Raw genomic sequence first — 14,748 nt, 5'->3', positions numbered from 1 at the left:
CGCGGCGGGCACCACCGGGCCCGCCGCGCTGCCCGAGCACCTCACGTCACCCTCTGCTCGGATTCCGGGCCGGAAAACAGGCACTGAAACCCGCACCACACCGTCTTGCCCGGGTTCCGTTCCCCCACGCCCCACTTGTCCGCCAGGGCCGCCACGACGAACAGCCCCCGACCGCCCTCCGCCTCGGTGGACTCCTCCGGCACGCGTACCTCGCCCGGACCGCTGTCGTGGATCTCCACATGAAGCAGCCCGTCGCGCTCCAAGTACAGATGCAGCCGAAATCCCCGGCCGGGTGGGACACCGTGCAGCAGTGCGTTGGTGGCCAGCTCGCTCACACAGAGCAGCACATCGTCCGTACGGACCGGAGGGCCCCAGTCGGCGAGCGCCTCGGCGGTGAACTTCCTGGCCCGGGGGACGGACCTGCGCTCCCGCCGGTAGAACGCCTCGCGGAAGTAGGGGAGTTGGAGTTCCTGGTTCATGCACCGACCGTCACGCACTGTGACTAGGGTGAGCCAGTGAGTGAAGGCGTACAGATTCCTGGTACGCCGCGAAACCGGTCATTTACGGCCACGGGCGGGAAGGCAGACGCCATGCACCCGGCGAACAAGCGCAAGAAGAACCCCTCCTGGCACCTGATCGGTGCGCAGCTCAGACACTTCCGCAAACGCGCCCGCCTGACGCAGCCGCAGCTGGCCGACGAGGTGAACGTACACGTCGACACGATCGCCTCCATCGAACAGGGACGGCGGCCGCTACAGCCCGACCTGGCCGACCGGCTGGACCGTGCGCTGGATACGGGTGGGGCGCTGGGGGTCGGCGTGGAGGAGATGCCGGACCGGGAGCGGTTCCCGGCATTCGCACAGGACTTCATCGACTACGAGGAGGATGCGCTGACCCTGCTTTCGTACCAGAACCAGGTCATTCCCGGGTTGCTCCAGACCGAGCGCTATGCACACGCCGTTATCGACAGCCTGTATCCGCCGATCAGTAGCGAGCAGGTCGAAGAACGAGTCGCCGCGCGAATCGACCGGCAGCGGATCTTCGACCGCAGGCCGTGGCCACCCATGATGAACTACTTGATCGAAGAGGTCATCCTGACCCGCCCCCTCGGCGGGAGCGCGGTTCTGAACGAGCAGCTGCGACACCTACGTCGGTGCGCCGAACTGCCTTTCCCGGGGCTCCAGATCGTGCCCACACGGCGGGGGCGGCACGCTGGACTCGACGGCCCGATGGTTCTGCTGGAGACCCCCGAGCACCATCATCTCGTCTACCTCGAAGGCCAGCGCATCAGTGTCCTGGTCGACGATCCAGATGAGGTCAGCATCTATCAACAGAAGTATGGAATGCTGCGTTCGCAGGCTCTCACCCCCGAAGAAAGCCTGAGTCTGCTGGACGATCTGGCAGGAGCGTGATGAGTCTCACCTGGTTCAAGTCCAGCTACAGCGGTGACGAAGGCGGCAACTGCGTAGAAGTCGCCTGCGACTGGCACAAGTCCACGTACAGCGGCAGCGAAGGCGGCGACTGCGTAGAAGTAGCAGCCCACCCCCGCGCCATCCACGTCCGTGACTCCAAGGTCACCGACGGCCCCATCCTGACCGTCGCCCCGCGCGCCTGGGCCGCCTTCCTCGCCGAGCGCTGACGCGTAGCGCTTACGCTCCTCCTCGTCGTCGTGCACCAGGGCACGGCGACGACGAGGAGGTACCCGTGCAGCAGCAGGCGACAGAGGCCGCCCCGCCGGACGTCCAGGGGCGCAAGCAGCGGCTGCGAAGACGGCTGGAGCGGCTGATCGGGATCGCCGCCACCGAGGGAAACGAACTGGTCCCGCTGCGCAACGGCGATGAGATCTTCCCCGCCATGCTGGATGCCGTCCGTACCGCCGAGCACACCATCGACCTGATGACCTTCGTGTACTGGCGCGGGCAGATAGCCCACGACTTCGCGGCGGCCCTGGCGGAACGCGCGCGGGCGGGCGTCCGGGTGCGGCTGCTGCTGGACGGCTTCGGCGCCAAGGAGATCGAGCAGGACCTGCTCGACGCCATGGACGCGGCCGGGGTGCTGGTCGCGTGGTTCCGCAAGCCCCTCCGGCTCTCGCCCTTCAAGCAGAATCACCGTTGCCACCGCAAGGCTCTCGTCGTGGACGAGCACACGGCCTTCACCGGGGGTGTCGGCATCGCCGAGGAGTGGTGCGGGGACGCCAGGGACTCGTCCGAGTGGCGCGACACCCACGTACGGCTGCGCGGGCCCGCCGTGGACGGGGTCGCCGCCGCCTTCGCGCAGAACTGGGCGGAGTGCCACGACGAACTGTTCGACCACCGCGACCGGTTCACGGGGCACGAGCAGCCAGGCGACGCCACTGTCCAGGTCGTGCGCGGCTCGGCCAGCGTCGGCTGGCAGGACCTGCAGACCCTGATCCGCGTGATGCTCACATCGGCGGAGGAGCGCTTCCGGCTGGCCACCGCCTACTTCGCACCGGACACGTACTTCATCGAGCTGCTGCGTGCGACGGCACGCCGTGGCGTACGGGTCGAGATCCTGCTGCCGGGGCCGCACACCGACCAGCGCGCCTGCCAGTTGGCGGGGCGGCACCACTACGCGGCCCTGCTGGCCGCCGGCGTCGAGATCCGCGAGTACCAGCCCACCATGCTGCACACCAAGATCATCACGGTGGACCACGTCGCGTCCCTGATCGGCTCGACCAACTTCAACCGCCGGTCCCTCGAACATGACGAAGAGGTCATGCTCGCGGTCCTGGACGAGACGTTCACCGAGGCGCTGGACGCCGACTTCGACGCCGACCTGAAGCGCAGCGAGGCGATCGATGCCACACGCTGGAGCCGTCGTGCGCTGTCCGAGCGGGTACGGGAGACGGCCGTGCTCCCCATCCGGCGCTTCCTTTGAGTCCGGCCCGTCCGGCCTCTGTTACGAAGTGTGTTACCAAGTGCGGACAGAACCTGGCGAACAACTTCTGACAGGGGTCCATCTCACAAGGTGTAGCGAACAGAAGAGCTGGCAGGCCACCCCGCGGAAGCGGGTGCAGACGCCGGATCCTGACCACAACCCTTGGGGGAGCGCCATGATGACCAGTCGCCGTGCACGCCGTACCGTCCGTTCCGCCGGCCTGGTGGCCGTCGCCGCCGCTGCGGCGTTCTCGCTGACCGCCTGCGGGAGTGGGGACAGCAACGCCGCGGGCCAGGGCACGAAGGACTCGGCCGCCACCTCCGCGTCCCACTCCACCGGGAACGCCGGTGCTGCGGGCGACTCCAAGACCGACGGCTCGAAGGCCGGCGCTTCCAAGGCCGGCGGCTCCCAGGGCGGCGGCGACCAGAGCATCGCGGACAAGAGCGGGACGACGGCCGAGGCGGGGCCGTCCCTGGACCACAGCCAGCGCCTGCCGGACGGCAGCACGGCCAAGATCTACCAGGTGGGTGCCCAGAAGTACCGCGCCGACATCGTCAGCCACGGTTCGGTTCTGGGCTCGATGGTGACGCACAACACCGACGCCGGGCTCGACTTCAACGACATGTTCATCGTGCTCGGGATCGACGGCTCGCTCCACTCCTGGATGGGCGGCGGACACCAGGGTCCGGGCACGTTCACCGTCGCGGGCGACTGGAAGGTCAAGGTCACGGAGCCCGGCGAAGGCCACTACCGCGCCCAGATCATCGGCCATGACGGGGTGGCCGCCACCCTGGACGCCAACGAGCACGACGAGGGCCTCGACGCCAACGGCATCTACATGGTGCTCAGCGCCTCGGGCGTGCTCAGCGCCCACGCGTAACCCGCCATGCCCACTGGGGCGGTGGAGCTGCTCCGGCAGTTCCACCGCCCCGTTGTCGTCAGCGGCCGCGGTGTTGCCAGCGGCCCGGTGTTGTCAGCGGCCCATTGTCGTCAGCGGCCGTCCGGCAACGCGCGGCTCGCGGCGCCGCGTTCAGCCGTGCATGGCGGGCACCGCCACCCGGCCGCCGTCCGGCTGCGCCGCGCCCTTCGGTACGGCCTTGATCGCCACCGTCGTCACCATGGCCACGGCAAGCAGTCCGCACGAGGCCCACAGGGCGGGCCCGTAGCGGTCCGCGCCGTGCGCGCCGCCGCTCGCCGCGACCGTGATCAGCGCGGAGGCGAGCGCCGTCCCGAGTGAGGCGCCGATGCCGAAACAGGCGCCGTTCAGACCGGGCAGCGCGCCCTTCTGGTCGTCGGGGGACGAGAGGACGGCCAGGCCGTTGAGCGCGGTGATGCTCAGGCCGTTGTACGTGATCCCGAGCACCGCGAGCGCGGCGGCGAAGATCCACTGATGGGTCATGAACGGCACCGCGACGACGAACGCGATCAGCGAGCCCGCGGAGCCGAGTACCACGCTGCGGCGCCAGCCGATCCGCGGGCCGAGTATGCCCGCGAGGGGAGCGCCGATCACCCCGATGGCCTGGGCGGGTGTCGCGAACAGCAGCGCCGAGTGGGTCGCGCTCATGCCGTAACCGGCCTGCGGGTCCTGGGTGAACAGCGGCACGGTGAGCGTGAGCGCCCCGAAGGCACCGGCCAGGGTCAGTACGGTCGTGGCCAGCAGCGGCCAGGCGCGGCGCGAGACGAGGAGCTTCGTGTCGATGACGGTGTCCCGGGCGCCCCGGCCGGCCAGGGCGAACGCGACCAGAGAGGCGAGGCCGCCCAGCACACAGATCGCGGTGGGCACCGAGAGCCAGCCCCACGACTCGCCCTGCGCCAGGCCGATCAGTACGCCCGTCAGGCCGATGGCGAGCAGGGACGTGCCGCGCCAGTCCATGCGGCCCTTCGCGGTCGGCGGCGTGGCGGGGACGGTCCGGTACACGGCGAGGGTGCCGGCCACCGACACCACGAGACCGGCCAGGAAGATGCCGCGGAAGCCGACGGTGTCCGCCAGCCGGCCACCGAAGACGGCGTCCACCCCCGCGAAACCACCGTTGACGGCGGTGATGATGCCCGCGGCCCGGCCGAAGCCCTTGGCCGAGAGGGTGTCGTCCAGGGTCAGGAACGCCAGGGTGAACAGGGCGGCGGAGAAGCCCTGGAGGACACGCCCCACGAGGAACACCCCGATGTCGGGGGCCGCCGCGCAGGCGATATCGCCCGCGATGACCAGGAAGCAGCCCAGCAGCATCATCGGTTTGCGGCCGCGGTAGTCGCTGAGCCGGGCCAGGGTGACCTGCCCGATCGCCGCGAACAGGAAGAACAGGGTCTGCGAGAGTCCGACGAGGCCGCTGGTGGTGTGCAGCCGGTGCATGACGTCGGGGAGGGCCGGGCTGAGCATGGTGGCGTTGAGCTGGTAGCCGAGCACGGCCAGGGCCAGCGCCAGCAGCATTCCGGGACGGCTGTCGGACCGTGGTGTCTCCGGGCGGTCGGCACACGACGACATGGCGGCTCCTAGGAGGGGAGGGCGGGGCAGGGAGTACGGAGCGGCCCGAGGGGGCGTCGGCGCACGGCGAGGGCGGAGACGGGGCGGTGGGTGGTGGGCCGGCCCGTCCGTCCGCCGCTGCCGGCCGGTTCCGCCGATGTGTGCGGAGGTGCGGCAGCCGACGCTCCCGGGGCAGCGGCACCGCCGCGCCCGGAACGCTTTCCACGCCCTGTCCGATCACTTGTCAGACAAGGCGTGATGAAGGTCTGGTCTACCCCCGCACTCGAACAGCTGTCAAGGGTTACCCGCGCCCCAGCGATGCCCGACCGGTCCGCCCGGTCGGGCATCAACACCGCAGGCTGTGCCCGCACTGCGTAGGCTGAGCGGCCGGGCGGCGGCAGCCGGGACAGCCCGATCACACCCCAGGAGATGGCTATGGCTGACAGACAACAGCAGCGGCGCCCGGTCGTCGTCCTGTACGAGCGGATCGTGGAAGCGGTCCATCAGGGCATCTATCCGCCCGGATCGCAGCTGCCGACCGAGCCCCGGCTCGCCGCCGACCTGGGCGTCAGCAGGCCCGCGCTGCGCGAGGCGTTGATCCTGCTCCAGGAGGACGGGGTCATCACGGTGCGGCGCGGAGTGGGCCGCACCGTGAACCACCACCCGCCACAGCGCGGCTTCGAGACCCTCAAACCCATGGAGGAGCTGCTCGGCGCGGGTGCGGCGGTCCGTACCGTACGGCTGGCGCAGACCCTGGAGGAGCCGACCGACTTCTCCGCGCAGCATCTGCTGCTGCCCGCCCACGGCGAGGTCCGGTTCTGGGAGAGCATGATCGAGGTCAACTCCCTGCCGTCCTGCCTCGCCCACGAGTGGGCGGCCACCGACGAGACCCTCACGGGTCTCGGCCTCACCCCGGCGCAGGCGCTCGACACCGCGCCCGGCGCACCGTCGACCATGCTCCGGCTGCTGCTGGATACGGGGCGGGGCATGGCGCTGAAGGGGTCGTCCACCATGGTCGCCACGATGCTCGGCAGCCGCCGCGGCGCGCAGTTCGACCGGCCGTCGGACACCCCGGCCGTCCTGGTGACGCAGGTGATCCACGCCGGGCGGACCCCCGTCATCGCGGCCAAGTACATGCTGCCCACGGGGGCGCCGGCGCTGCCCGTCTGGCAGTCGCGCTGACCGCGGAACCCGTCCCGGCCGCCGAACGGCCCCGTACCGCCCGACCGCGCACCCCGTACCGCCCATGTCGGGGGCGCAGGGGCGCACGCCCCCGGGGCGACCCGCGTTCGTGTTCCGGCCCGTCGGGTCTACACTCGCCTCCCATGCACTTGTCAGACAACACATTCCCCAGCGCGGCGCACACCGTCAGCACCGGCAGCCTCGGCCAGGAGCAGATACGGCAGGCGCCGAAGGTCCTCCTGCACGACCACCTGGACGGCGGCCTGCGCCCGGCCACGGTCGTCGAACTCGCCCGTGACGCGCAGTACGCGGGACTGCCGACCACCGACGCCGCGAAGCTCGGCGGATGGTTCCGCGACGCCGCCGACTCCGGCTCCCTGGAGCGGTATCTGGAGACGTTCGCGCACACCTGCGCCGTGATGCAGACCCGCGAGGCGCTGTACCGCGTCGCCGCCGAGGCCGCGGAGGACCTGGCAGCCGACGGCGTCGTGTACGCCGAGAGCCGCTACGCGCCCGAGCAGCACCTCGAAGGCGGGCTGAGCCTGGAGCAGGTCATCGAGGCGGTCAACGACGGCTTCCGCGAGGGCGAGCGCCGGGCAGCGGCGAACGGCCGCCCCATCCGCGTCGGCACCCTGCTGACCGCCATGCGGCACGCCGAGCGCTCCCGGGAGATCGCCGAACTGGCCCTCGCCTACCGCGACTCCGGCGTCGTCGGCTTCGACATCGCCGGGGCCGAGATCGGCAACCCGCCGGAGCGGCACGTCGACGCCTTCGACCACCTCAGGGCCGCAGGCGCGCACATCACGATCCACGCCGGAGAGGTCGTCGGGCTGCCCTCCATCCAGGAGGCGGTACAGCGCTGCGGAGCCCACCGGATCGGGCACGGAGTCCGGATCACCGATGACATCACCGTCGCCGACGACGGCTCGGTCACGCTCGGCCGGCTCGCCACCTACGTACGGGACCACCGCATCGCGCTGGAGGTCTGCCCGACCTCCAACCTCCAGACGGGCGCGGCCTCCTCGTACGCCGGGCACCCCATCGACCTGCTGCGCCGGCTGAAGTTCCGCGTCTGCGTCAACACCGACAACCGGCTCGTCAGCGGCACCACGATGACGCGGGAGTTCCTGCACCTGTCCGACACCTTCGGTTACGGCCTGGACGAGATGGAGTGGTTCACCGTGAACGCGATGAAGTCCGCCTTCATCCCCTTCGACGAACGCCTCGCCCTGATCGACCAGACCATCCGCCCCGGCTACGCCCAGCTGCGCAACCGGAGCCTCAGCCACCTTCCGGCCGCCCGGCCGGCGACGGCCGGCGTCACCGCGTAACACGTCACCGGCGGAGGGCGCCTGCCGCCGCTCTCCGCCGGCCCCCGGGCCGGCCCGGGGGCTTCGCAGATGTGTACCGGCCCCGGGAACGCGGCCCGTTGGCGCCGGCCACCGAGGACGCGGTCACCGCGCAGTCGGCCCTGCCCCGTTCACCACCCACGGCACCGCGCCGCTCACACAGAGCTTCGATATCCGCATCGGCCGGAACGCGCGCTCCACCGCTGTGAAACTGTCCACACTCGTGATGTCCGTACCTGCGGACGAGCGGCTCCCCCTTGCGGCAGACGGCCTGCGGACGATCTGCGGACAGCCTGCGAACGACCTGTGTCCAGCATGTGGACGGGCCTCCGTCGTGCGCGGCTTGCGCAGGGATCAAGCCCTCGCTGTAATGGCTGCCGCAAAGGAACTGCACCTGTCGCTGCCCGGATCCGCCCTGCGGCCGGCAGGCCCGCAGGATCCACGGAGCCGAGGAGTACGGAAGCACATGAGGGACAGACCTGGTCCGACCGGAATACGCGCCGAGGCCGAAGGCCCGTCCGCGTCGCGCCCGACCGCCGGCGCACGGTGAGGGAAGCGCCGCACAGCGGCGGCGGCAGGTGGTTCCGCCGAGGCCCTACCACTCCTCCCGGGCCCATGGCGCCCGGTGTGCGCGCTCCCGAGCCACCTCCCCCGCTCGGCGCGGTGCACGCGGCCATGCCGCCGCCACCGGGGGCGGCGTCCAGCGGCGAACAGGACGCGGCGCTCATACGGGCCAGCCTCGCGGTGGTCGAACCGCAGGTCGAAGAGGTCGCGGTCTACTTCTACGCCATCCTCTTCGCCCGGTATCCGGCGGTTCGCGAGCTCTTCCCCGCCAACATGGATGTGCAGCGTGACCGGTTGCTCCGGGCGCTCCTGCGGATCGTCGAACTCGTCGACGACCCCGAGAGCCTGACCCGCTTCTGTTCCCATCTGGGCCGGGACCACCGCAAGTTCGGTACGCAGAACGCCCATTACCCGGCGGTCGGCGAGTGCCTGCTCGAAACCCTGTCCCGGTTCGCGGGCCCGGCCTGGACCCCGGAGATCGCCGGCGCCTGGGAACGGGCGTACGGGGCGGTCGCGGACACCATGATGCGGGCCGCCGAGCAGGACGCCCAGCACTCCCCCGCGGCCTGGAACGCCCAGGTGATCGGACACGTACGCCACCAGAGCGGCATCGCGGAAATCACCGTGCAGCCCGACCAGCCGTACCCCTACACCGCGGGCCAGTACCTGAGCCTGGAGTCGCCGTGGTGGCCCAGGGAGTGGCGCCACTACTCGCCGGCGCACGCACCGCGCGCGGACTCGGCCCTGACCTTCCACATCCGCGCGGTCCGGGGCGGCCGGGTCAGCCAGGCCCTGGTCGACCACACAGCGGTCGGCGACTGGCTGCGAATCGGCCCGCCCCAGGGGGACATGGCCATCGACCCGGCCTCCCGCGACGATCTGCTCTGTGTGGCGGGCGGCACCGGGCTCGCTCCCATCCGGGCCCTGATCGAAGAGGTGGCACGGCAGGGCATCTCGCACCGGCGCAGTGTGGATCTGTTCGTCGGCGCCAGAACGGCCGAGGAACTGTACGGCCTGGACGACATGCTCCGTATGTCCCAGCGCCACCCCTGGCTCACCGTCCGCGCGGCGGTCTCCGAGCAGAACATCGTGGGACGCACCGGCTCCCTCCCCCAGGTGCTGGCCGAGTTCGGCCCCTGGGACCGGCACGAGGCATACCTCAGCGGCCCCCAGCAGATGATCTCCGCGGCCGCCGACGTCCTGCTCCGCCGCGGTCTCTCACCGAGGAAGCTGCACTACGACCCATGGGGTGCACCCGCACTCGCCTCGTCAATGCGCCGGGCCCTCGCCCAGGAGGAAGACGATCAGCTGTGACCACCTATGACGGGACGTTCGGCTCCCCCGGGGAGCGGATGCTGCAGGACGCGATGGGGACGGCGGACCGTGCCGCCGACTTCTACGACAGGCAGATGCGGCCCTGTCTCACGCCTGCCATGCGTGACTTCATCGCACGGCAGTACATGGTGTTCCTGTCAACGGCGGACGCGCACGGCGAGTGCGACGCGAGTTTCCGGGCGGGGCCGCCCGGGTTCGTCGTCACGCTCGACGACTACACCCTCGCCTACCCCGAGTACCGGGGCAACGGGGTGGTGGCCAGCGCGGGCAACATCACCGAGAACCCGCATCTCGGCATGCTCTTCATCGACTTCACCGAGCATCACATCGGACTCCATGTGAACGGGCGGGCGCAGGTGTACTCGGCGCACGACCACTACGCCCTGTATCCCCATCTGCCCGCCGACACGGCGCCCGGCAGGCAGCCGCAGATGTGGATACATCTGTCGGTCGAAGAGGCGTACATCCACTGCTCCAAGCACATACCCCACCTGGAGCCCGGGAAGCGGCCCCGCGTATCGCCGGATGAACGGCCCAGGGACTCCGAGTACTTCACCGGGGAACGCCGGCCTGCGCCGTACCCGGCGGCTGCGTCCTACCCGGGGCCGGCAGACCCGGCTCCGTCCTACCCGGGACCCGCGGACCCGGCTCCGTACCCGACGCCCGTGCCCGGCTCTGCGGCCTACCCGGCGCCTCCCGCGCCTCCTGCGGCCCCCGCCCATCACGCCGCCGCCCGGGGCGGGAACTCCTCCGAGGCACCGCCACGGACGCGGCGAGAGCGTCTGCTGAATCTTCTGCGCTGACCGGCCGACCGACCGGGCCGGTCGGCGGGCCCGGCCGGCGGGGATTCCTGCTTGCTCCGCCGGTTCCTACTCCGCCGGTTCCACCCCGGCCCGCAGCAGCCCGTACGTGTACGCGTCCTCCAGCGCCTGCCAGGACGCGGCGATCACGTTCTCCGCGACGCCCACCGTCGACCACTCCGCCGCGCCGTCGCTGGTGGTGATCAGCACGCGGGTGGTCGAGTCCGTGCCGTGCCTGCCCTCCAGGATGCGGACCTTGTAGTCCGTCAGCTCCAGCTTCGCGAGCTGCGGGTAGATGCGCTCCAGGCCCACCCGCAGCGCCCGGTCGAGCGCGTTGACGGGGCCGTTGCCCTCGGCCGTCGCGACGATGCGCTCGCTCTTGGCCCACAGCTTCACCGTCGCCTCGTTGGCGTGCGTGCCGTCGGGGCGGTTCTCCACGATCGCGCGCCAGGACTCGATCCGGAAGTAGCGGCGGGCGCGGCCCTCCGCCTCCTCGCGGAGCAGCAGTTCGAAGGAGGCGTCGGCTGCCTCGTAGGTGTAGCCCTGGAGTTCGCGCTCCTTGACGCGCTCGACGACGCGGGCGACCAGCGCGCGGTCGCCTCCCAGGTCGATGCCGAGTTCCTTGCCCTTGAGCTCGATCGAGGCGCGGCCCGCCATGTCGGAGACGAGCATCCGCATGGTGTTGCCGACCTGCTCGGGGGCGATGTGCTGGTAGAGGTCCGGGTCGACCTTGATCGCGGAGGCGTGCAGCCCCGCCTTGTGCGCAAAGGCGGAGACACCCACGTACGGCTGGTGGGTGGAGGGCGTGAGGTTCACGACCTCGGCGATGGCGTGCGAGATGCGGGTCATCTCGGGCAGCGCGCCCTCGGGGACGACCGTCTTGCCGTACTTCAGCTCCAGGGCGGCGACGACCGGGAAGAGGTTGGCGTTGCCGACGCGCTCCCCGTAGCCGTTCGCCGTGCACTGCACATGGGTCGCGCCCGCGTCGACGGCGGCCAGGGTGTTCGCGACGGCGCAGCCCGTGTCGTCCTGGGCGTGGATGCCCAGGCGCGCGCCGGTGTCCGCGATGACCGTGGCCACGACGGCCTGGATCTGGGCGGGCAGCATCCCGCCGTTGGTGTCGCAGAGGACGACGACATCGGCGCCGGCCTCGGATGCCGCGCGTACGACGGACTTGGCGTACTCCGGGTTGACCTTGTAACCGTCGAAGAAGTGCTCGCAGTCGAGGAAGACGCGGCGGCCCTTCGCGCGGAGGTACGAGACCGAGTCGCGCACCATCGCCAGGTTCTCTTCGAGCGTGGTGCGCAGCGCCAGCTCCACATGGCGGTCATGGGACTTGGCCACCAGGGTGATCACCGGGGCGCCGGACTCCAGCAGCGCGTTGAGCTGCGGGTCTTCGGCGGCAGGGGTGTTGGGCCTGCGGGTGGCGCCGAAGGCCACCAACTGGGCGTGCCGGAAGTCGATCTCCTGCCGCGCACGGGCGAAGAACTCCGTGTCGCGGGGGTTGGCGCCGGGCCAGCCGCCCTCGATGAAACCCACGCCGAAGTCGTCGAGGTGCCGGGCGATCGTCAGCTTGTCCGAGACGGTGAGGTTGATGCCCTCGCGCTGTGCGCCGTCGCGCAGCGTCGTGTCGAAGACATGGAAACTGTCGTCGGTGCCCTTGGCCTTGGCCTCTGTGGTCATGCTGATCGACTCCTGTCGGGTGGGTGGATCCGGAATGTCTGGCTCCACTTGCCCCCATCTTCGCTTGCGCCTCGTTCCCGGCCGAGGTGGGGCCTGGAAACGAAAAAACCCTTCGCGGGTGCGAAGGGTTAGCGCGCGGGTCTGGGGCACGGTGGCCGCGCCGTACGGGTTGGTACGGGTGCGGTCACTGCGGACCGGCGCGCCTGCTGCCGATAATCATGGCGAACGAGGACACGGTGGCAGTCTGCCACACCGTCCACTCCCCGTAGAGGGAATCTCACGATGCGGTCAAGCTCCTGGGCGGGCGCGGCGTGGACCGCGCCCGCGGATCCGGGCGCACCGGCCGGGCGCAGCCGGGGCTCACAGGGCGGAAGGGCTTGTCCTTCCCAGGCTTTCCGGGGCACGGCCGGCCGCGCCCCAGGCTTTCCGGGGCACGGCCGGCCGCGCCCGGGACGGTGGTCCGGTTCAGATCGATGTCGCGGGTCTCCCGCATCGTGAGATACACCACCAGTGAAACGGCCGCGCACCCGGCCACGTACCAGTAGAAGCCCGACTCGGCCCCGGCCTTCTTGAACCAGAGCGCCACATACTCCGCGGTCCCCCCGAAGAGCGCGTTGGCCACCGCGTACGGCAGGGCGACCCCCAGCGCGCGGATCCCGGTCGGGAAGAGTTCCGCCTTCACACACGCGTTGATCGACGTGTAGCCGGTGACGATGAGCAGCGCGAGCAGCGCCAGGCCGAAGGCCGGCCAGAACGTGCCCGCGTGCTTGAGCATCGTCATGATCGGCACGGTCAGGAACGTCGAGCCGACCGCGAAGGTGATCAGGAGCGGGCGGCGGCCGATCCGGTCCGAGAGGAGGCCCGCCAGCGGCTGGATGCACATGAAGACGAACAGCGCGCAGAAACTGACCAGCGAGGCGGTCGGCTTCGGCATGCCCGCGCTGGAGGAGAGGAACTTGGTGAGGTAGGTCGTGTACGTGTAGTACGCGACGGTGCCGCCCATCGTGAGCGCCATGACCAGTACCGCCTCCCGGCGGTGCGCCCAGAGCGCCTTGAGCGTGCCCCGGCTCTCGTCCGCCGCCGCCCCGGACTCCGCGTACACCTCGGTCTCCAGGAGCGAGCGCCGCAGATAGAAGACGACGGCCGCGCCGACAGCACCCACGATGAACGGGATGCGCCAGCCCCAGCTGTGCAGCGCGTCCTCGGACAGGGTGCGCTGGAGGACGATCTGCAGCCCCAGGCCGACGAGTTGACCCGCGGTCATCGACACGTACTGGAAGCTGGAGGCGAATCCGCGCCGGCCGGGGGCGGAGGCCTCGGTGAGGTAGGTGGCGCTGGCCGCGTACTCACCGCCGACGGAGAGCCCCTGGAGCAGCCGGGCGACCAGCAGGACGGCGACCCCGCCGTACCCGGCGACCCCGTAGGTGGGGGCGACCGCGATGAGGATCGCCGACAGCGACATCAGGGTGACGGTGAGGGTCAGCGCGGCCTTGCGGCCCTTGCGGTCACCGATCCGGCCGAGCAGCCAGCCGCCGACGGGTCGCATGAAGAACCCGACGGCAAAGATCCCCATGGTGTTCATGAGGTTCGCGGTCTCGTTCCCCTTCGGGAAGAACGCGTCGGCGAAGTACACCGCGAAGGTGGCGTACACGAACCAGTCGAACCACTCGACCATGTTGCCGGCCGAACCGACCCAGACTTTCTTCCACTGCTCTCGTCCCATGGGGATTCACGGTGGCGCAGGCGCCTGACGGCCCACAAGAGGGCAGCACGCAACGATCACGCGTACTTGTGTGCGTTGCGTTCCCCGGACGGCCCGTTCACATCCGCAGGGCGAGCGCCTCGTCGATGAAGTCGCTGACGTGGGCCAGGACTTGGGGCCTTCCCGAACCGGGGAGTGCCATCGCGACATGGGTGCTGAAGCCGTCGAGCAGCGCCCGTATCCGGGTCGCGAACCGCTCGGAGTCGACCGCCCGCAGCTCACCGCGCGACGCCCCCTCGACCAGCAGGGCGACCAGATCGCGGTGCCAGGACAGCTCGATGTCGAGCAGCCGGGCACGGGTGTCGTCGTCGACGCCGTGCGCCCGGTTCCACAGTTCGAGCCAGAGCGACCAGTGCGGATCACGGGGGCCCGCGGGGACGTACAGGTCGATGTAGGCGTCGAGCCGTACGCGGACCGGTACCTGCTGGGCGAGCGCCGCCCGGCGGTCCATGCCGAGCAGCTCCTCGCTCCATTCGAGGGTCTGGAGGAGGAGCTCGTCCTTGGAGCGGAAGTAGTACAGGAGGTGCCCGCTGCTCATCCCGACCTCGCGGCCGAGCCCCGCCATGGTGAGCTTCTCCAGGCCGCCGGTGGCGATGCTGGCCATGGCCGCGGCCAGCAGGCTCTCGCGAGGCGGGGCGTTCTTGCGCGCGCGGGCCGCCGGTTCGTTCATGCCGCCCAGAATATGGGATGCGCCGGCGGCCGCCGCGGGCCCGTCCT

12 protein-coding genes and 1 pseudogene are annotated in these 14,748 nt (G+C 70.6%); 8 read left to right on the top strand and 5 right to left on the bottom strand.

The window, feature by feature from the left end:
- Positions 1–41 precede the first annotated feature (41 nt).
- Complete coding sequence (locus OHB13_RS27065; RefSeq protein ID WP_328378794.1) at positions 42–479, bottom strand: ATP-binding protein; 438 nt, start codon at positions 477–479, stop codon at positions 42–44.
- A 111-nt stretch (positions 480–590) separates the two neighbouring features.
- Here OHB13_RS27065 and OHB13_RS27060 point away from each other — a divergent pair, with 111 nt between their 5' ends.
- The 4 genes from OHB13_RS27060 (at position 591) to OHB13_RS27045 (ending at position 3,778) form a co-directional block, all read left to right on the top strand.
- On the top strand, positions 591–1,412 hold the full coding sequence (locus tag OHB13_RS27060) for a helix-turn-helix domain-containing protein (RefSeq protein ID WP_328380400.1): 822 nt from the start codon (positions 591–593) through the stop codon (positions 1,410–1,412).
- On the top strand, positions 1,412–1,639 hold the full coding sequence (locus OHB13_RS27055) for a DUF397 domain-containing protein (protein WP_328378793.1): 228 nt from the start codon (positions 1,412–1,414) through the stop codon (positions 1,637–1,639). Before OHB13_RS27060 ends, OHB13_RS27055 begins: the two co-directional genes overlap by 1 nt.
- A 65-nt stretch (positions 1,640–1,704) precedes the next feature.
- Positions 1,705–2,898 carry a phospholipase D-like domain-containing protein gene (locus tag OHB13_RS27050; protein WP_328378792.1) on the top strand — a complete coding sequence of 398 codons (1,194 nt, stop codon included), beginning with the start codon at positions 1,705–1,707 and terminating at the stop codon, positions 2,896–2,898.
- A 178-nt stretch (positions 2,899–3,076) separates the two neighbouring features.
- Complete coding sequence (locus tag OHB13_RS27045; protein WP_328378791.1) at positions 3,077–3,778, top strand: hypothetical protein; 702 nt, start codon at positions 3,077–3,079, stop codon at positions 3,776–3,778.
- Between the two features lie 150 nt (positions 3,779–3,928).
- On the opposite strand, the gene OHB13_RS27040 is transcribed toward OHB13_RS27045, so the two are convergent.
- Positions 3,929–5,377, bottom strand: a complete 1,449-nt coding sequence (locus OHB13_RS27040) for an MFS transporter (protein WP_328378790.1) — start codon at positions 5,375–5,377, stop codon at positions 3,929–3,931.
- Positions 5,378–5,791: 414 nt separating this feature from the next.
- Between OHB13_RS27040 and OHB13_RS27035 the strand changes: the two genes are divergently transcribed.
- From OHB13_RS27035 to OHB13_RS27020, 4 genes are all read left to right on the top strand, one after another.
- A complete protein-coding gene (locus OHB13_RS27035; RefSeq protein ID WP_328378789.1) occupies positions 5,792–6,538 on the top strand; it encodes a GntR family transcriptional regulator in 747 nt (248 codons plus the stop codon).
- Between the two features lie 143 nt (positions 6,539–6,681).
- Positions 6,682–7,869 carry an adenosine deaminase gene (locus tag OHB13_RS27030; RefSeq protein ID WP_266852649.1) on the top strand — a complete coding sequence of 396 codons (1,188 nt, stop codon included), beginning with the start codon at positions 6,682–6,684 and terminating at the stop codon, positions 7,867–7,869.
- Between the two features lie 645 nt (positions 7,870–8,514).
- Positions 8,515–9,765 carry a globin domain-containing protein gene (locus tag OHB13_RS27025; RefSeq protein ID WP_328378788.1) on the top strand — a complete coding sequence of 417 codons (1,251 nt, stop codon included), beginning with the start codon at positions 8,515–8,517 and terminating at the stop codon, positions 9,763–9,765.
- A complete protein-coding gene (locus tag OHB13_RS27020; protein ID WP_401601690.1) occupies positions 9,762–10,589 on the top strand; it encodes a pyridoxamine 5'-phosphate oxidase family protein in 828 nt (275 codons plus the stop codon). The genes OHB13_RS27025 and OHB13_RS27020 overlap by 4 nt, the downstream gene beginning before the upstream one ends.
- Positions 10,590–10,655: 66 nt before the next feature.
- Here OHB13_RS27020 and cimA read toward each other — a convergent pair whose 3' ends face one another.
- The 3 genes and pseudogenes from cimA to OHB13_RS27005 form a co-directional block, all read right to left on the bottom strand.
- Positions 10,656–12,269, bottom strand: coding sequence for a citramalate synthase (gene cimA, locus OHB13_RS27015; RefSeq protein ID WP_328378787.1), 1,614 nt, complete (start codon positions 12,267–12,269; stop codon positions 10,656–10,658).
- A 450-nt stretch (positions 12,270–12,719) separates the two neighbouring features.
- A pseudogene (locus tag OHB13_RS27010) lies at positions 12,720–13,992 on the bottom strand (MFS transporter); the annotation flags it as partial.
- Between the two features lie 97 nt (positions 13,993–14,089).
- Complete coding sequence (locus OHB13_RS27005) at positions 14,090–14,701, bottom strand: TetR/AcrR family transcriptional regulator (protein ID WP_266852656.1); 612 nt, start codon at positions 14,699–14,701, stop codon at positions 14,090–14,092.
- Between the last annotated feature and the right edge of the window lie 47 nt (positions 14,702–14,748).

The organism is Streptomyces sp. NBC_00440 (assembly GCF_036014215.1).
Taxonomy (GTDB): domain Bacteria; phylum Actinomycetota; class Actinomycetes; order Streptomycetales; family Streptomycetaceae; genus Streptomyces.
This window is presented reverse-complemented; position numbering and strand designations above follow the sequence as displayed.